The sequence below is a fragment of the Anabaena azotica FACHB-119 genome, from assembly GCF_014697625.1.
Lineage (GTDB): Bacteria > Cyanobacteriota > Cyanobacteriia > Cyanobacteriales > Nostocaceae > Trichormus > Trichormus azoticus_A.
The window spans coordinates 80462-100038 of sequence record NZ_JACJSG010000023.1 but is presented as its reverse complement, the minus strand read 5'-3'; the positions used below and the strand labels follow the sequence as shown (position 1 = coordinate 100038).

General features: G+C 42.3%; 13 protein-coding genes, 1 tRNA gene and 1 pseudogene. 5 read left to right on the top strand and 10 right to left on the bottom strand.

What is annotated here, in order from left to right:
- Positions 1-94 precede the first annotated feature (94 nt).
- The 3 genes from H6G83_RS17610 to H6G83_RS17600 all read left to right on the top strand — a co-directional run bounded on the left by H6G83_RS17610 (position 95) and on the right by H6G83_RS17600 (position 1392).
- The gene (locus H6G83_RS17610; protein ID WP_190474635.1) at positions 95-760 is read left to right on the top strand and encodes a phytochelatin synthase family protein; all 666 of its coding nucleotides are present in this window, start codon (positions 95-97) and stop codon (positions 758-760) included.
- Positions 761-815: 55 nt separating this feature from the next.
- A complete protein-coding gene (locus tag H6G83_RS17605; RefSeq protein WP_190474633.1) occupies positions 816-1037 on the top strand; it encodes a hypothetical protein in 222 nt (73 codons plus the stop codon).
- Between the two features lie 193 nt (positions 1038-1230).
- On the top strand, positions 1231-1392 hold the full coding sequence (locus H6G83_RS17600) for a hypothetical protein (RefSeq protein WP_190474631.1): 162 nt from the start codon (positions 1231-1233) through the stop codon (positions 1390-1392).
- 255 nt (positions 1393-1647) lie between these two features.
- On the opposite strand, the gene H6G83_RS17595 is transcribed toward H6G83_RS17600, so the two are convergent.
- The 7 genes from H6G83_RS17595 to H6G83_RS17565 form a co-directional block, all read right to left on the bottom strand.
- Positions 1648-3012: an NAD(P)/FAD-dependent oxidoreductase gene (locus H6G83_RS17595; RefSeq protein WP_190474628.1), complete on the bottom strand. Its 1365-nt coding sequence runs from the start codon at positions 3010-3012 to the stop codon at positions 1648-1650.
- A gap of 115 nt (positions 3013-3127) precedes the next feature.
- Entirely contained in the window at positions 3128-3367 is a 240-nt protein-coding gene (locus H6G83_RS17590; protein ID WP_190474626.1) for a hypothetical protein, read from the bottom strand.
- Positions 3368-3404: 37 nt separating this feature from the next.
- The gene (locus H6G83_RS17585) at positions 3405-4073 is read right to left on the bottom strand and encodes a cytochrome c oxidase subunit 3 (protein WP_190474624.1); all 669 of its coding nucleotides are present in this window, start codon (positions 4071-4073) and stop codon (positions 3405-3407) included.
- 198 nt (positions 4074-4271) lie between these two features.
- Positions 4272-5948 carry a cytochrome c oxidase subunit I gene (locus tag H6G83_RS17580; RefSeq protein WP_190474622.1) on the bottom strand — a complete coding sequence of 559 codons (1677 nt, stop codon included), beginning with the start codon at positions 5946-5948 and terminating at the stop codon, positions 4272-4274.
- Positions 5938-6855 carry a cytochrome c oxidase subunit II gene (locus tag H6G83_RS17575; protein WP_190474620.1) on the bottom strand — a complete coding sequence of 306 codons (918 nt, stop codon included), beginning with the start codon at positions 6853-6855 and terminating at the stop codon, positions 5938-5940. The genes H6G83_RS17580 and H6G83_RS17575 overlap by 11 nt, the downstream gene beginning before the upstream one ends.
- Positions 6856-6874: 19 nt before the next feature.
- Positions 6875-7480: a DUF2231 domain-containing protein gene (locus H6G83_RS17570; RefSeq protein WP_190474618.1), complete on the bottom strand. Its 606-nt coding sequence runs from the start codon at positions 7478-7480 to the stop codon at positions 6875-6877.
- The gene (locus H6G83_RS17565) at positions 7477-7971 is read right to left on the bottom strand and encodes a DUF2231 domain-containing protein (RefSeq protein WP_190474617.1); all 495 of its coding nucleotides are present in this window, start codon (positions 7969-7971) and stop codon (positions 7477-7479) included. Before H6G83_RS17565 ends, H6G83_RS17570 begins: the two co-directional genes overlap by 4 nt.
- Positions 7972-9104: 1133 nt before the next feature.
- Between H6G83_RS17565 and H6G83_RS17560 the strand changes: the two genes are divergently transcribed.
- On the top strand, positions 9105-16250 hold the full coding sequence (locus H6G83_RS17560) for a DUF4347 domain-containing protein (RefSeq protein ID WP_190474615.1): 7146 nt from the start codon (positions 9105-9107) through the stop codon (positions 16248-16250).
- A gap of 118 nt (positions 16251-16368) precedes the next feature.
- Here the strand turns inward: H6G83_RS17560 and H6G83_RS17555 are convergent.
- The 3 genes from H6G83_RS17555 to H6G83_RS17545 all read right to left on the bottom strand — a co-directional run bounded on the left by H6G83_RS17555 (position 16369) and on the right by H6G83_RS17545 (position 18117).
- Positions 16369-16441, bottom strand: a tRNA-Ala gene (locus tag H6G83_RS17555).
- 49 nt (positions 16442-16490) lie between these two features.
- Positions 16491-17219: an HAD family hydrolase gene (locus tag H6G83_RS17550; RefSeq protein ID WP_190474613.1), complete on the bottom strand. Its 729-nt coding sequence runs from the start codon at positions 17217-17219 to the stop codon at positions 16491-16493.
- 4 nt (positions 17220-17223) lie between these two features.
- Positions 17224-18117, bottom strand: a complete 894-nt coding sequence (locus H6G83_RS17545; protein WP_190474611.1) for a class I SAM-dependent methyltransferase — start codon at positions 18115-18117, stop codon at positions 17224-17226.
- Between the two features lie 795 nt (positions 18118-18912).
- Here H6G83_RS17545 and H6G83_RS17540 point away from each other — a divergent pair.
- A pseudogene (locus H6G83_RS17540) lies at positions 18913-19374 on the top strand (RtcB family protein); the annotation flags it as partial.
- Positions 19375-19577: the final 203 nt, after the last annotated feature.

Here is a 19577-nt window from a genome sequence, read left to right as displayed (position 1 = left end):
CAAGCATTAACTCACTCTTGCTATTATTCCATTTTGAAAACAGATGTTTTCCAACATCGCTCTAAATTAATATATGTAACAAAGGAGTAAAGAAATGGATTTAGATAATCTATCTCAAATTTCTAAGCGAGATTTAGAAATCATCCAACTACATCAGTTTCAGCAACCTATTTACTGTTGTAATGTTACAGCGATCGCCTATGCCTTCACTGCACTGGGATATCTGACAACTGTTGATGAGATTTTTTATACTACCCAACTGCCGATATCATCAGTTTTAGATGATGGCATGACATTAGCAGAAACCTACGACACCTGCAAAACTTACATTGAAAGAAAAGGAATACCTCTATCGATTCGGATAGAGCATTTTGATAAACCGAGTATGACACTTGAAGCCTTCATCCGTGAAGTAGAAAGCGCCGTTTGTAATGAATCTGATGTTCACATTCTTAACTTTAACACTCGTATTGCTCATGAAAACCCTAGTTTAGAAGGCGGTCACTTCTCCTTATTGGCAGACTATGACCCTAAGACTCAAGAAGTCACCATCGCAGATACAAATCCCAAACGCTATACCCGGTTTTGGAAATGTCCAATTCAACGTTTATATGCTGCTTGCGTTGATAAGGATTCCTCATCAAATCGCTCTCGCGGTATGATTGTGCTTCGCAGACAGGAGAAAGCCATGTTAGCAGGTAATGGAGTAACTCATCCAGCAGAAATTGCCTTGAAAGTTCTCCATTCGGAAAACAGTTGAGTTAACTGCTTCACATACGGGTATTAAGTAACAACTTCACTGGAGTGCTTCCCATGTGGTAGCAGGGATTACTAGAGCAATTACGTCTCCTAATATTTCGCCGCTACCCTTCATTGCTCCAAATGCTGGGCGTGGGGTCTCTATACCGAAGCCGATTGGCTATTTTCTTAACAGAAAGTACACAGGCGAGCAACTACCATCTCAACCAATTGGCCCTTGCTTAGGTGCTGATGCACAAAAAATTCGTGACATACTCCTACTGGCGTGGCAAGCCTAAACTTGTGCATTAGCGAAAAATCTATCATCTTGTTCATCTGCGTTCATCTGCGTTCATCTGCGTTCAAATTTATCCAAACCTATTGCCACATTTTAGCCTTGCCAGTCCACTACACTGATGCTATCGCATACAGTGTAGGCTTCTCACCAAATCCAGCTATCGCTTCGGATACTCGATGAGCTTTAAGAACCGGATGCCCCTCGGCTCTTTTTCTGACTACAATGGTGGCGTTGTGGTCACGCTCCAAGGAACAACCGCAACTGCATTTGTGCCATCGTTAATTATTATTGTTGGCTCCAGTCAGGGAGGAATACCAATTCTTCTTCAGCCTGATGCAAGCTCTACACAGCGTTGATCATCTAGCATCCCCTGGAGACTCCCGCCACATCCGTTGTTGTTTGATCAAGTTAAAGCAGATTAATTTCCACTTGCAATTTCAGACCCATCATGTCTATGCGAAATGCACCCAATTTGATAATTTAGCGCATCTTCATACAGAAATGGTATTACCGTTAAGCCAATAGCTCTAACTCTTTTTACTTGTACATCAATTTGACTAGGCGTAGTCATTAATAAATGTCCTTCTTATCAAAAAAATCATCTTCACGCCCTATTTTTTCTCCTCATCTCCCAACATTTGTAATAACTTCCTTGCCACTAAAACACCCACAACTCCAGCACCAACTAATTCCACCGCCTGCACAACTTTTTTACCTACATCGTGAGAATCGAGATGGTGATGAAATACCTCTTCATCTAACCATTCTGTAGTCGCTTTAAAGTCATGAATTGGGGTTGGCAATAATGTTAAATAAGTGCCTTGACGAATTAAGTGCGCGGGTTCGCCTGCAACTTCAAAAACATTGAATAAGTTAGCAGCAGCATCATTTAACCCTAATTTTAATAAAGTTCCCCGGATGTTCACCTTGGCAGGTTTGGGTTCTTCCCCTAAAGCCAGTGCTTTCAAATTCCGCGCAATATTTGCTCCTTGTTGATAAGCTACTTGGGCTGTCGGTGGTAGTGAATTATCTTGAACTGCTGCACAATCACCACCTGCAAAAACTTCGGGAAAATCAAGCAATTGCATTGTGGAAGTGACTAGAGGACGACCATGATGGTCTCGATGTTCTTGAGGAATTGGTAACTCTTGAATTAGGGGATGGTTAGAAGTACCAGCTGTCCAAATTGTCGTATGTGTCGCCAATGTTTTAATTTCATCATTGCTTTTATATTCAATTGCATGGGGATGAACCGCAGTGGCTTCTGCTCCTGTGAGAATTTCAACTGGGATACTACGTTTTTGTAATTCTTTCTGGGCAATGGGACGCAAGGGATCATTAATATCACCATCAAGAATTTCTTGACCATGATTGAGGAGAATTATCCGAATTTCCGCAGCATTACCGCCTAAAGCACCATACCAATGGGGAAGAAAATCTGCTAAAGTTGCTGCCATTTCCACACCGGAAGCACCACCACCAACCACAACTACTGTTAATAATTGGCGACGTTGTTCCATATCATCGGTTTGCACGGCTTTTTGTAAGCAGTCACGTAAATGACGGTCTAGTGCGATCGCATCAGCTTGTGTCCAAAAAGGAAAAGCATTCTCTCTCGCACCAGCAACATGATGATAACCAGTAACGCTACCTAAAGCTAATACTAAATTGCTGTAATTGTAGGAGTTACCCGAAGCTAATTTTACTTCCCGTTGATGTAGGTCTATTGACTGTAATGTATCTTGCACAAAGATGACACCACTACCTTTAAGTAATTCCGAAAAACGCGGTACTACTTGAATGGTATTCATCTCGCCATCGAAATATTCGTAAAGCAATGGCTTAAAACAAAATCGCTCATTCTGATCAATTAAAATCACCGAACGAGGATAGTGTTCATGTGCTAAATGTAAGGCGGTAAATAATCCGGTAAAACCACCACCGAGAATCAAAGTTTGATAAACTGGTTTGTTCATAAGAAGGGAGTGGTGAGTAATCAATTCAAAATTCAAAATTCAAAATTAAATATTTCTGCCTTCAGGCTCCTGCTGTTGACTATAGACTGTTGACTATGGACTAATGACTAATCGGCTACACAAATAAGAAGAAAGCAATGAGAATACCGCTCAGAAAAAAGGCGAAGATAATAGCGTATTCAAATCTGCGGCTAAAAAATCCTACAGCCGCGACTAGGGCGATCGCTAATCCAATAATCCCGATGTACTGTTCTTTCTGCAACCCTTTGGCAATCAGGGGGTCTTGATTTTTTCCAGGGACGGGAGTTTCTTGAATTGCTTTTGGAGATGGTAATTCTTGTGCTAATAACTTCATCAAATCACTCCTAAAAATCACTAATTTTTAAATATTTTTATGGTTGCCAAACATAGAGAAGGGAGAATAAAAATACCCAAACTATATCAACAAAATGCCAAAAGAAAGTGGTAGCACTCACACCGAAATGACCTTTATCATAATTACTGGGAATGAAGGAGCGGACAAGCATAATTATTTGCAAAATCACACCAGTAAGAACGTGCAGTCCGTGAAAACCTGTTAATACATAGAACGTAGCACCAACTAATCCTGTACTTAAGCCAAAATCAAGGTTGCTCCATTCAATTCCTTGACCAATTAAGAAATAAGTTCCCATACATATTGTAATCAGCCATAGCCAACGAAATTTATTTAGCTGATGATGCTGGAGAGAATTTTCTGCGGGTTGAATGACAAAGCTACTCGATAGTAAGACTACCGTGTTAATAATTACAAAAGTAGACAACTTTGGCCCGGAAATACCAGGTGGTAGCCAATTGCCTGAATGTGTTAATCGCAGACCGACATAAGTAAAAATAAAGCTCAAAAAAACTATACTTTCTGATAACAGAAACACGGTAAATCCGAAAATTGCTTTGCCATGATGATCTTGGGAACGTCCACCACGGGTTGGGAGGAAACGCTTGAGCCAATTTGGTAGGTATTTGCGCCACCGTTCTAAACGGATGGGACTTTCATCTACATGAATTACGCCACGGTTCATAGGTTCTGGGGACTGGGGACTGGGGACTGGGGATTGGTATTAGTTTTGTAGTTTTGTAGGGTGGGCATTGCCCACCATTCTCTGATTGAAAAAGTACAATATCTCAGATGTCTTAATCTATCCAGCAACTGATAAACCATTTTGGATTTTTTAATGGAAATTACTTTCTGCATTTAACTTTTTAATTATCAATTTGTATTAATTTTCTTGCTGATGATAGTCAGGAGGTTCAATAACTGAATATTTAGGATCGCCATAATCGTAGGGTGGTCTTTTGACAATCGGAATTTCTGCAAAGTTGTCGCGTGGTGGTGGTGAGGTAGTCGTCCATTCCAACCCAGTAGCAAGCCAGGGATTATTACTTGCTCTTTGTCCGTATAAACAAGAACCCACCATATTGGCAATAAAAGGTAGTATGGATACTCCTAACAAGAAGCCGCCTAAACTAGCGATAATATTCCATCCTTGATAACGTGGGTCATAGGAGGAAATGCGGCGTACCATTCCCTGTAAACCTAGTGGGAGCATGGGAAAGAAGGTTAGGTTAGCACCAATAAAGGTCAACCAGAAATGCAATTTACCCCAACCTTCAGCGTACATCCGTCCGGTAATCTTGGGAAACCAGAAGTAGATGGCGGCAAAGATTGCCATCGTGATGGTGTTAAAGACAATGTAGTGGAAGTGTCCCACTATAAAGTATGTATTGTGGACGTGGAGATCAAATGGTACTGCTGCTAACATCACACCAGTGACACCACCAAGCAGAAACATGGCTGCACCTCCCATAGCAAATAGCATGGGTGTTTCCAAGTGCAGCTTACTTTTCCAAATTGTGGCAGTCCAGCCAAATGCCTTAACACCAGTAGGCACAGCAACTAACATCGATGTCACCATAAATAACATCCGCATCCAGCCAGGGGTGGCGCTGGTGAACATATGATGTACCCATACAAAGATGCTGACTAAGGCGATGCCTAAAGAGGCAATAGCTAATGACCGATAGCCAAATAGGGGGTTACGGGAAAAGGCTGGTAGAACCTCGGCAAAAATACCAAAGGCTGGCAGTGCCATGATATAAACTGCTGGGTGGGAGTAGAACCAAAATAAATGTTGATAAATAATTGGGTCGCCATTTTCTAAGGGTTTGAAGAATTGCGTGCCTAAACTGAGGTCAAATAACAGTAGGATTAATGCACCTGTGAGGGAAGGTAAATTAATTAGCTGCAACAGTTGGGCGCTGAGAACAGACCAAACGAACACAGGCATTCGGAAAAATGTCATTCCTGGGGCGCGCATCCAAAAAATGGTGGTGACAAAGTTAACAGCCCCCATAATTGAGGAGATGCCAATTAGGACTATACTGACAATCCATATAAATTCGCCGTTAATTGGTTGACCTGGAGGAACTTGCAGACTAATTGGTGGATAAGACCACCAGCCGGATTGTGCTGTACCATTGGGTAGCAAGAAGCTAGATATTAACAAAAGCCCACTTGGGGGAATCATCCAGAAAGAGATGGCGTTGAGTAGAGGAAACGCCATATCCCGCGCCCCAATCATTAGTGGTACTAAGTAGTTAGAGATACCTGCATTAAAGGGGATAATCCATAAAAAAATCATGATTGTCCCGTGCAAGGTGAACAAGCCGTTGTACAGGGGACGATCTACTACATTTGACGGTGGCGTAATTAGTTCAGCACGGATGAGCATGGCTAAGAGTCCGCCAATCAAGAAGAAGATGAACGTCGTCACCATGTACTGAACGCCGATCACTTTATGGTCTGTGCTGAAGCCGAAGTATTGCCGCCAGTTATTCTCGGATTGGTTTTCAGGCTCTCTATTCTGCGTAATATTATCACTAGTATTATGTGTCATTCATTACTTTCCTTTCCTCGGCGATCGCACTTTGCTCTGGTGCGACAGTGTACCAGTTGCTCTTAAACATTGTTTTTGGCGGCTGCATATACTCAGCCACCGCCTGATTTTTCATACTTGCTGGTTCGCGTTGGACTTTACTCAGCCACTGGTTATATTGCTGGGGAGATTCAATGTATACATTGGCTTCCAACAAAGCAAAGTAAGTACCGCTAAATAAAGCGTCTTTGAGCTTGTATTCGCCTGTGCGAGTGGGGGTCACTACAAGGTCAATATCGCGTCCAGGGACTATATATTGCTGTAAGCGGAACTCAGGCACGTAAAAACTATGGAGTACATCCTTGGCTTGCAGATTGAGGCGAGTACGAAGATTTACAGGTAAATGTAATTCATTACTAATAACATTATTGGGATACCGAAAAGACCAATCCCACTGCTTGACAAAAACATCTATGGTTTCTGCAGATGGTTTAGGTTTATCATCACTGGCATAGGCTGGTGCTTCTAATTCTAGCGGTGTATGCAAATGTACGATTTGCCCTAAACCTAGAATATTTAATTGCTGATAAATATTGAAGCCTTGGAAAGCAATCCACAAAACTAGTAAGGTTGGAGCCGCCGTCCATAAAATCTCTAGCCTAATATCTCCTCTAGATGGGTGTCCCTCGCTGTAGTCATTTTTGGGTGCGCGAAAGAAGAGTACCGAATACACCATCATTCCTAGAAGCCCAAGGACAATAAACGCACCAATTGAGGTTAAGAAGCTAAACAGACTGTCTACCTTTTGCGCTTCTTCGGTAGCTTCCACAGGCATCCAATTATAAGCACATTGCCCAATCCAATGACTGACAACGAGCAGAACCGCAATATAACCAGCTATCAATAAATATTCTAAAAATCTCGGCATAAACTTAGAATACTTTCCTTTATTTGGGTAGTAAGCTTGGGTTTGCTCCCTGTTGGACTAACTTAGCAGCCGTAACGTGAATCCCGAACTCTGAGCCTAATTGCCCTCCTAAAGTTCCGTGGACAAACAAAATTCCGAACATTGCCACACCTACTAACAAGTAACTCCATTGCACCTGTCTAGATTCATTCTTGCGCCAGTGGTAGCGTTGTAAACCTCGCCACCAGGTCATGGCAGCGATCGCTCCCAATAACAAAATCCCACCCAAACCATGCAAAACCATTGTCATAGAGGCATTTAACCCCCAATCACTTTTTTGATTAATTGGTGGGTTTGCCAGTATTAACTCAAAAAAACCAAATGCAACAGTAAAAAAAGTGACAATAGATGCTCCTATCAGGTTATACCAGCCAACATTGAAGAAGCCAGAACGCAAAGCAGTCAAACCCAAGAATTTAAAGATGGGTCTTTCTATCGGAAAAATTGCCCCTGCTATGTCAAACAAGATGGCAATAATAAATAAGCCTAATGTCAAATGCACCAGTTTTGGGTGTATGGGAATTTCGTAGGGTAGCCCGTTAATGCCTAATCTCAATTTTAAAGAGTCAATTAGTTGCGAGTTCATGGCGATATCCTCTGCTGCATCGCTTCAACCACTGGCTCAACGTGCAAGCCATATACCCAAAACAGCTTACTGCCTAAATATACTTGCAATAACACTAGACATACCAAGAACGTTGCTGCACCAAGGTAAGCAGGCGGAACTTTGCGGGGGTTGCGATTGCGAATCACGAACCGCCAAGCTGTAATCATGGCAACGATCGCCCCTAGTGACCAACCCATGATTGTGTGAAAATTTAGTGTGGGCTGAACTGCTGGATACACTTGCGCTAACCCTGCTTCAAACTGTCCAAAAATGATGGCGACAAAAATGGCGATCGCCGCCACAAATATATTCCAAAAACTGACCTCAAACAAACGTACATTGCCAGTAAAGTAACCTAATACATCGCAAACGAAGGAGAAAAGCACCATCGCTATTACAAAATGGACAACTATCGGGTGTATGGGGTCGGGGTATGGGAGATTTTGGTTATTGAGAGGCAGAGAGAACATTGCTTTCTCCTAGCGATCGCCTGACGTTTTAATGTTAATTAAACCTTGTTAACAATTCAAAATTCACGCATTCGCGCATTAAAGACATTTTGCCTACGGCACGCTACGCGAACAGTTGGGGATTTAAACCCCAACTGAAAATTTGCTACGTACAGACGTAGGGGTCTTTAACCCTCGGAATTACGATAAATACATAACTTATTATTAAGTTTTCACTTGGCAAATTTATTTACACAAAACTATTCTTAGTAACTCTTATCTTACAAATAAATTAAAAACTCCTATCTCAAGGGTGATTTATTAGCAATAAAGGTCATCTATCTGGAACAGTAGGTGATGCGCCAGCTGTGCTGATGATGGTGCAGTTTGACGAGACACCAAGTCATAATTAAACTAACTGTAGTAGCGTGACCGGACTAAAATGTGGCAATAGGTTTGGGGAAAATTGAACGCAGATGAACGCAGATGAACGCAGATGAACAAGATGATAGATTGTTGGCTAATGCACAAAATTAGTCCGGTCACGCCAGTAGGGTGCGTCAGCCCGAATAATTTCGTATACATTCTGTGAATTTTCCACATCTGACGCACCCTACCCTAAGTGCCAGTTGCATAATTCCTGCAAGAGTCAATGTTGTATAAAATTTGTATTAACTACAAAACTTGATTTGTTTGGGTGATTTGTAGTATAGCAATTTCTCATCAAATAAAGTACACCCTGCCTAGCTTCTAATCTTAACGAGATGTACCTCACTAATACCATTTCCCAAAATGTTTGTAATAAATGAATCAGCTGTAGGGATGCAGCCTCCCTACTTATGTATCTGTATCAATTGTTCCCTGAAAATGACAAACGCATAGCAATATCTCTCGTTGAAAACTCTTCACAGTATCTTAATAGGATTTCAGAAAATATATCGATGAAATTAATACTGAATCTCTGCAAAATATCATTAGGATAACTGCTGTGATTCTTTTGTTTAAAGATTTTTATTCAAATGTATAAATCTAGCTGAGTTATTAAATAGATTACTGGCTCATCGTTTCTAATTGCCTAAAATCCAATCTTTCCGATATAAACAGCGAGTTTTTATGGTTATGAAAACTCCCAATTAACTCATGAGAATAATACAATGAATATTGCAACCACACCCATTATTTTCATTGACCATGCAGTCACAAGTTACCAAAAATTATTAGATGCCATTGTCACTAAAACTGAGACAGTAATCCTTGATCAACATCGGGATGGAGTAGAGCAAATTACTCAATTATTATCACAGTATCGTAGAGTTGAAAATGTACATATTATTTCTCACGGTTCCCCTGGTTGCCTCTACTTAGGTAATACTCAACTTAGCTTAAATACATTGCAACGATATACCCAGGATTTACAAACCTGGTTTTCCGCATCTAGCCATCTGTGCATTTCTCCTTCTCTGTTACTTTATGGTTGCAATATTGCTGCAAAAGACGCAGGAGCAGAATTTATTGACAAGTTGCACAAGTTGACAAAAGCTAGTATTGCGGCTTCTGCCAACCTGACTGGGAATGCGGCTTTAGGCGGGGATTGGCAGTTAGAAATCAGGCGAGGTGAGGTAGCAACTGTTCCCATATTTCAGCCAGAAATTTTAGAGGCTTATAACTTTGTTTTACCCTCTGCAAATGACAATTTTGCTAACAGAATTATACTTACTGGTAACGTAGGTAGTAGTACAGGTAATAATGTCGGAGCCACAAGTGAAATAGGTGAGCCTACTCAGTCAGGAAGTACCAACTCTATCTGGTGGAGTTGGACTGCTCCCGCTTCGGGAAACGTTACTTTTGACACTATAGGTAGCAATTTTGATACCTATCTTTTCGTTTATAGAGGTAGTGCTGTCAACAATTTAACTCTTGTTACCTCCAACGATGATATTAGTGGAAGTACGGCTAGTAGAGTTAGTTTTGCAGTCACTGCGGGGACTACTTATCATATTGCTGTAGATGGGTTTAGTAGTAATACAGGCAATATCATTCTCAACTACTCTTTCACCTCTGGTAGTAGCACATCGACAAATACTGCGCCTACACTCATCGACACCGTTGTTAGCCTCAATTCAGTCAACGAAGATGCGATCGCACCATCCGGGGTAGTGGGTACTCTAGTTTCCTCTTTGGTGAGTTTAGGTAACAATGTCAGTGACCCCAATAGTGGAGCAGTGACTGGCATAGCCGTGACTGCTGCCGCGACTAGCTTTGGTAGTTGGTGGTATACTACTAATAATGGCGTAAACTGGTATCAACTTGGTACAGTATCCAGTACCAGCGCCCGTCTGTTGGCTGCAAATGCTAGTACACGTCTTTACTTTCAGCCTAATGCCAACTTCAACGGCACTATCAACAACGCCATTACCTTCCGCGCTTGGGATCAAACTAGTGGCACAAATGGTGGGTTGGCTAGTACAACTACGAATGGTGGCTCCACAGCTTTTAGTACTGCTATTGACACAGCCTCAATTACAGTTAATCCTGTCAACGATGCACCTGTAGTTACACCTATTAATCCTTTCACCATTCCCCAGAATGCCAGCAATGGTACAGTCATTGGGACTTTAACTGCTACAGATGTTGATGGCAATACTACCTTTTCTAACTGGGCGATCGCTAGTGGTAATCTAGACCTAGATGGTGATGGTAATCGAGCCTTCCGTCTTAACCCCAATACCGGACAGTTGATTATCAACGACATTGATGACCTTGACCCCAGAATTAACTCTACCATCAATTTGCAAGTCAACGTCAGCGATGGTATTGCCACTAGTGCCAACCAAAACATTACTATCAAGCTCACATCTAACCCTGGGGAACTCGATGTGGGATTTGGTAATGCTGGTATAGTAACCACTACTGCTAATCGTTATGCTCGCAGCGTCGCTATTCAGACGGATGGCAAAATTGTTGTCTTCGGTGGTTATGGTCAGTTTGATTTAGCTCGCTACAATATAGACGGTAGTTTAGATACCAGTTTTGGCAATGCAGGTATCGTTAACACTTCTGTTGGTAGCGGCGCGGAAGACGGATATAGCGTTGTGCTTCAGCCCGATGGTAAGATTGTGGTTGCTGGGTATATTTGGGACAGTACCCAACCTAACCAACCAGATTTTGCTCTAGCTCGTTATCACCCTAACGGTAGCTTGGATAGCAGCTTTGGTAACGGTGGTACTATTATTACCAACTTTGGCGCAGACTTCGGTCGCAAGCTGTTAGTTCAGCCAGACGGCAAGATTATTTTAGCTGGGTATATCGGCAATGGGAACGCAGATTATGTTTTGCTACGCTACAACACCAATGGCAGTCTAGATACCAGCTTTGGGAATGGTGGGAGGGTAAATGGTACAAATGGCTATGCCGTGGCGATTGGGACTGATGGTAAGATTTTGGTAGGGGGCAAAGTTGGTAGTGGTAGTAGTAGTGATTTTGCCCTCACACGCTATAACCTTGATGGTAGCTTGGATAATAGCTTTGGTAATAGTGGGAGAGTTCAAGCTGCCATCGGTATATCCGGTGAAGAAATTCACAGCATGGCGATCGCCCCTGATGGCAAAATTGTAGTTGCTGGCAGAGTATGGAAGTATGTCAATGGTAGTAGCTCTAATCAAGATGACTTAGCCATTGCCCGTTTTAATGTAGATGGCACTCTAGACGCTAACTTTGGCAATGGTGGTAAAGTAATTACACCTCTGAGCAATAGCACTAGCGATCGCGCCAATAGTTTGTCGATTCAGGTAAATGGTAAAATTGTTGTCGCTGGCTATGTGGAAAATCCTAATAACAACCTGAGTCGCACCACTGTTCTGTTAGCTTACAATCCTGATGGCACTTTAGATAATAGCTTTGGCACAGGTGGTCAAGTTGCCACTCCCATTAACAGTCAATACGATGAGATTGATGTTTTAGCTACTCAATCGGATGGTAAACTAGTTGTTGTCGGTGGAATTAATGGCTCCTTTGCAGTAGCACGCTTTGTCGGCGTTTCTAACTCAGTACCGCCTGCGCCTACTAACACAGCACCCACTTTATTTGATACCATCGTCACCCTCAATGCCGTCAACGAAAATACAGGCGCACCTTCGGGAGCAGTTGGTACTTTAGTATCTTCCCTAGTCAGTACAAATACTAACGTTTCCGACCCCAACAGTGGCGGTTTAACAGGTATCGCCATCATCAACGCCAATACTACCGACGGTACTTGGTGGTTTAGTACTAACAGTGGCACAAACTGGAATCCTTTAGGTTCGGTGTCTGAAAGTAACGCTCGTTTGCTAGTAGCAGATGCCTACACCCGCATTTACTTCCAACCCAGGCTTAATTTCAGTGGCGAAATCAGTAATGCAATTACATTCCGTGCTTGGGATAGAACCGTCGGTCTTAACGGCAGTAATTTTAGCACAGGTAAAAATGGTGACGATAATGCTTTTAGTATTAATACAGATACCGCCTCAATTACAGTTATATCTGTCGGCCCTGCTTATCATCAATTAGCACTGAGTGACTTTAATCAAGACTGGTCAAACACAAACCTGATTACTACTGATGATGACTGGAGAAACGTACCCAGCATCAGAGGATACCGAGGCGATAATTTAGTCAACCCTACGTTTAGTATTGACCCACAAACAGTTTTGCTAGACGGTTCTACAACTCCTATTGATGTTAATGCTAATCAGACCGATCCTAGTACCTATACAAATGCCGGGGTGGCGGAGTTCACCTATGAAGGCAACCCAACCATTGCCCTGCGCGGGTCATCAACGGCTGTAGCACCGCATTTAGTCATTTATTTAAACGCTACTGGACGGCAGAATCTCCGGCTGAACTTCACAATCAAAGATATTGATACCTCAACAAGCGACTCAACTCAATCTGTTGCTGTGCAGTATCGCCTTGGTAATACCGGGAACTTCATCAACTTACCAGCAGCTTTTGTCCCTGATGCTTCCAATAACGCCCCAACTTCAAACCCTTATGAAGCCAGGGAAGCACGTTTGAGCGTTTTGTTACCATCTGAAGTTGCTAATCAGTCGCAAGTGCAGATACGCTTCATTACTACTGATGCCTATGGGGAAGATGAGTGGATTGGTATTGATGATATCAAAGTGACGAGTACAGCAATTAGCACCAATCAAGCACCAGTAGCGACAAATGACACCTATTTAATTGGGGAAAATTCCTCCTTGACGACTGGTGCTGCAATTACTTCACTGATATTAGATGGTACGCGGGGTTACTATATCGGTGAAAGTGATTATTACAGCTATACTCCCCTCACAGGTAATTTTACAGCCTCACGCGCTGACCTAATGAGCAATAATGCTGTACGAGTTAGTTACTCTGAGCCTGGAACTGCTGGCAAATGGTGGGATCTCTCATTTGCTGCACCATATGACGCACCACTGGCAACAGGCGTAACATATATGGGTGCAGCACGTTTCCCATCTCAAATTTCTGATCAGCCTGGTTTTGATGTGAATACTGATGGTCGTGGCTATAACATGATCACTGCTGATTTTACTATCAACCAAATTATTTACGGGATTGGTAACGAAATTATTAGCTTTGATGCCACCTTCCGCGAGAGGACTGTCGGTAGTCCCTCCTATGAAGGTTTCGGAGGCCGTGTCAGATACAACGCTACATCTGGTGATTTACTGCCTGGTGTACTCACAAATGATACAGATGCTGAAAAAACAGCATTAAAAGCAACTCTTGTGTCTGGGACAAAAAACGGGAGCTTGTTGTTTAATGCTGATGGTTCTTTTAGTTACACACCAAACGCTGGCTTTAAAGGTATTGATAGCTTTACCTATCGAACCAATGATGGCATTGTTGATTCTCATATTGCCACAGTTACCTTAAAAGTTGGTGTGAGTGATGCCCCGAACCTCAGCTTGCCAACCAGTAATATTTCATATACTGAAAATACCTTTGCTACCTTTATTGCTGCTGATGCCACCGTTACAGACTCTGATTCTATTAACTTTGATCAAGGCATCTTGACAGTTCGTTGGACATCTGGTGGTAGTGATAGCGATCGCCTGATGATTAGCCAATCGAATCAAATCTATCTGAGTGGCTCATCTATTATGTATAACAATACCTCTATTGGTCAATTCAGTGGAGGTAATGGCACTCAACCACTGGTAATAACGCTCAATGCCAATGCCACAACAGAAATTGTCAGATATTTATTAAACGCAATTACTTACACCAACGTCTCGGAAAACCCTTCAACTAGTCCGCGTACCGTCGAGTTTACCCTAACAGATGGTGATGGCGGCACTAGTAATTCAGTGACTAGGACAATTGATGTGACAGCCATCAACGATGTCCCGGTGATTAATTGGCATCTCTACAATGGCAGTTTAGTTCTGTACGATGGAAATAATCCAAATAAATTTCCTACATCACAATATTCTGCCACTAACAATCCCTGGTTTTCGCATCTGTTCATGACTGGAGGACAGGGTAATTTATTAACAATGCAAGGCCCTGAAAGTGATGGTATCAGTCATACATCTAGCATTGCTGTCTTATCAGGATATACCAACTATAAACTAGAGAGCGACTTTATTTCTGGATACGGAAGTGTTGTTTACCTAGATTCTCTGCCTGTGAATGAAAACTTCCCTATACTTGACCGCAAACATGGTTATACCCTCAGATTTAATACTCAACTGATTTCGGAAAATCATACCTCATCAGGTATTGTCGATAGCAACGGTGATGGGAAAGCAGATAATGCTGGTATGAGCGTAATTGTGATAGGCAACGATCGCCAGGGTATCGAACTTAGCTTCTGGACAAACCGTATTTGGGCAAAGGACGATAATGCACAACAGGCTAGCAACTTGCTCACGCAAGCCGAAGGAGTAAATTTCACTACCACTAATCAAGTGAGCTATGACCTAGTAATTTTGGACGGGAATTACAATCTCTACGCCAACAATAATCTTATCCTCAGTGGCAGACTGCGTGATTACAGTGCCTTCCAACCGCCTACTCCCGAAGGCAAAACTTTAGCTGACCCTTACGAGAAACCTAATTTCATTTTCATAGGAGACTATTCTGGCACGGCTGAGTCCAAATTTAAGCTCAGTAATGTGACACTAACCACAAACTCTGCTTTAGGTCAAGCCAGAGAAGATGTGCCAGTGGCAATTTCGGGTCTTGTAATTACTGACCTGGATGCTGTTTCCCCCCTGACTGTTACTCTCACGGTGACTCAAGGTACAGTTACAGTGAGAAGCGATGTATTGGGTGGTTTAACCGCAAGTGAGATCAGCAACAATGGTAGTAGCAGTGTGACGCTCACCAGTTCACTCAGCAAGATTAACGCTATCTTAGCGGACGCTACCGGAGTAACTTACTTGGGTAATGCCAATTTTTATGGTACTGACACCTTGACAATGGTGGTTAACGATGGTAATCTAGGCATAACTTCTAGAACTCTGTCAATTACCATTAATTCCATCAATGATGCTCCTGTGATTACCCCAGGACAAAGCTTGAGCATTAAGGAAAATAGCAGTGATGGTACAGTGGTTGGTAGCTTAGTTGCTACTGATGTGGATGGCACTAGCACCTTCTCCGACTGGACAATTACAGATGGTAATCTTGACCGTGATGGCGATGGTCAGGTGGCTTTTAACATCAACGCCAATAGCGGACAAATTACCGTTAACGATGGTGATGAGCTTGACTTCGAGAGCAACCCTAACATTCCCTTGCAAGTTACTGTGAGCGATCGCACTAACACTAGTAACAAACAAACTCTCACAATCAATCTTCAGGATGTCAGCGAAATTTATGGTACGTCATTAGCTGATACGCTCATCGGCACTACAGCAGATGATACCATCTATGGCTACGATGGCAATGACTACCTTGATGGCGGTCTGGGTAATGATACCCTGCTGGGTGGTAGCGGAGAAGATATTTTCAGCTTCTCTTCCCCAATCGTTGATGGTATTGACACCATTACAGACTTTAGCATTATTGATGACAAGATTCGTGTAAATGCTGCTGGGTTTGGTGGTGGACTTGTAGCTGGTAATTTAGACCCATCTCAGTTTATCTTGGGTTCAGCCGCCGCAGATGCAGGCGATCGCTTGATCTACAACCAAACAACCGGCGCTCTGTTGTTTGATGTTGACGGTACAGGCTCTAATGCTGCGGTGCAAATTGCCACTGTGGCGAATAAACCTGCAATCAATTTTACGCACATTGTGGTTGTTTAATGAAAAAATTATCACCAAGCTACTTAATAGCTTGGTGATGCACTTGCATATCAGTTGCCGGTTAAATACCATTAGGACAGTTAAGATAGATTTACAGCGTCTAGAAGGCGCAGCCTGATGGAGAATAGGGAACTCGAATCCCTGACCTCTGCGGTGCGATCGCAGCGCTCTACCAACTGAGCTAATTCCCCTAAAATTGTTGAGTGTTGAGTTAATCACACTCGTCCATCATATAGTATTTTAACATTCGCTGAGAGATGGCTGAGATTCCTTGCCAGAAAAAACAGCTTGTACTCGCTCTAGTTCCAATTCGCTCAGATAATCCACAGTCCAGTTACAGCAGCGTTGCAGCATATGGAAGGGGTAGGTATTGGCTACGCCTAAAACCTGCATTTGCGCTCGTTTAGCGGCTCCAATACCTGCTGGGGTGTCTTCAATTGCCAAGCATTCCTGAGCTTGGAGATTTAATTGAGGATATGCTTGATTTAGGCGTTCTATCGCCAACAAGTAGCCGTCTGGTTGGGGTTTACTCGTGGTGATGTCATCGCCTGCGACGATAATTTTAAAATACTCTGTTAGTTTAGCGCGGTTGAGAACTAAATCAATTTCTGTACGTAGCGCCCCACTAACTATACCTAGTTTGAGATTACGCGATCGCACCTGATAGATCAAGTCTTCCACACCAGGATATATTGGCAGTTTATCTAATTTTTCCAATTCCAGCGCGTAGGCTTGGGCTTTGCGGTTGAGTAAGCCTGTTAAATATTCCTCACTGACCACTCTACCACGACTGGCGAGTAATTCTTGAAAACAAGCGCGATCGCTCCGCCCTAACGAAGCTTGACGTTCTTGCACTTTCTGGGGTTGGAGATTCTCTTGCACGAGAATCTCATCTATTAATTGTAGGTGGATGCGCTCATCATTAATGATCACGCCATTAAAATCAAACAGGACTGCCTTTAAACTCATGCCGTTATGCCAAAACTGGAGATTCTAAACCCTCCAAATTATTATTATCTATTGCTGGCAAATATTGCCTGTCTTTTACGTTAACAGTCCTATCAGTTGCGGAAATAGGTTTAACACCGCTAGTTAACTGATGTATCCACCACACATCCTCAGTACTTACTCTGTCAAACCCAGCCGCACCCATCCACGCATCTACGCTGTCAGCAGCATACTCATGGATGTAAGGTTCCTCAAAAATCTTATTCAGCCATTCTAATTGACGTAGGCTTTTCTGACTCCCATCCAGAATTAATACTTGCCCACCAGTTACCAACAACCGCGAGCATTCTTGTAAAATTGCTTGGGATACTGCCACAGGTGTTTCGTGAAATAATAAAGCAGCAGTGATCAAGTCAAAAGAAGCATCGGGAAAACTGGTTTTTTCTGCGTTCCCTTGTCGCCAAGTAATATCTAAACCCGCAGTTTTGGCTTTATCTTCTGCTCTTACCAGCATATAGGGTGACAAATCCAAACCGATGACATCTGCTTGGGGGAAAGCCTGTTTTAACATGATTGTGGTGGAACCCGTACCACAACCTAAGTCTAATATGCGTCTTGGCTGGACTTTTACCGCATTAATCAAGGTTTGACGCACCCAAGTCTCATTCGGTGGTGTGACGTATTCCGTAATTGAGTCGTAGCTGATGGCTGCAATACAATTGAGATATCCTCCCTCAATGCCGTGAAAGTTCTGGCTACTGTAGTACGAGGGAATTATGACATCATGTCTACGGAGGCGATCGCATTCTTTCTCCCAATTGATACTTTGAGCGTAACGCCGCAACTTATCCTCATCAATCAAAAACCTGAATATAGGAGATAAAAAGGTATCCCAAATAGTTTTTTTCCCTGCTGGCATAAACTTAAGTAAATTTAGTTATATTATTTACTGATTTATTTAATACCACGGTACAGAAGTCACAAGAAATAGGGAACATACTCAAACACAACTAAGTAAATATCCTAATGTTTAAGGTAAAAATACTATTGCATTTTTGTAAATACTCATACATTCAAAATGTCCTCATCTATGGTAGTTCAGTTGCTACATAGGTTAGGACGAGAATAATTCATCAAATCTTGATCACAAGCAACTTTTGAGCCTTTACCCTGTCCCCTGCTATCAGTCTGCCAAAATTAAATTTCCTTCACAGGCTGATAAATATTTTTGCTCGCCTAATTAGTTGTAATTCGGTGCATCTGTGCAAAAAGGTGAAAACTCTTTCTCCCCCTGCTCCCTGCCCCCTTGCAGTCTTAATGATAAGTCTTTTACCGGACAAGATATGACAGGTGGAACTAACCCCTTGTCCTTCAATATGACTTGACATTAAAAATCATATATACTACATATGTAATATGCTATTGTCCAGCCTCATCAAGATATTATGCAAAATTTACACATAAACTCATAGGACTTACCCAAGTGTCATAATCAAACTAACTGTAGGGTGCGTCAGCCCCAATAATTTCGTACAGATTTAAGGATTTTATACATCTGACGCACCCTACCCCATGTGCCAGTTGCGTAAGTCCTGAACTCATATATTTAGAGAAAAAATTACACCAAATATTGCTAGTTAATTGCCTATGCGAAAAGAATCAAACTTTCTTGGCGATTTCCCACTCCCTACTTATTACTCTCCATTTTCAGACTATGCCCTACGAAAAATTAGAAATTCAAACACCATCGCCTGTATTATCTTGGGCAAATCATGAACTAGGTCATGAAGAAACCAAAATGGCGAAAAATGTGGCATCGCTACCATTTGTGTTTAAACACGTAGCATTAATGCCAGATGTTCATTTAGGAAAAGGAGCTTTAGTTGGTTCTGTAATTGCTACCAAAGAAGCCATAATTCCGGCTGCTGTGGGTGTTGACGTGGGTTGCGGTATGTCCGCCATCAAAACCCCATTTACTGGCGAACAATTAGAAGGCAAACTAAAGAAAATACGCCTAGATATTGAAGCAGCAATTCCTACTGGTTTCAATGAAAATAAAGAGGTAGAAAAATCTGTTTCTAACTGGCAACGTTGGAGTGATTTTAAAAATTTACACTCCGGCGTGCAAGATTTGCAAACCAAAGCAATGAGACAGATGGGTTCTCTAGGCGGGGGTGAAAGATTGCCCCTTACTGTAGTAATACAGTAATCAAAACTCGTCCAAATCGGTGAAGGCTGAGAAATGGTAAAGATTTACCTGCTAATACCGAGGGAAGCGGTAAAACGCCCCGTAGAGAGCAGAGGGACTTGGGCATCCTAAATTATTTAGGATGAAGGTATGCTCCGAACTATACCGAAAAGGAAGGTATAGAATCAAGC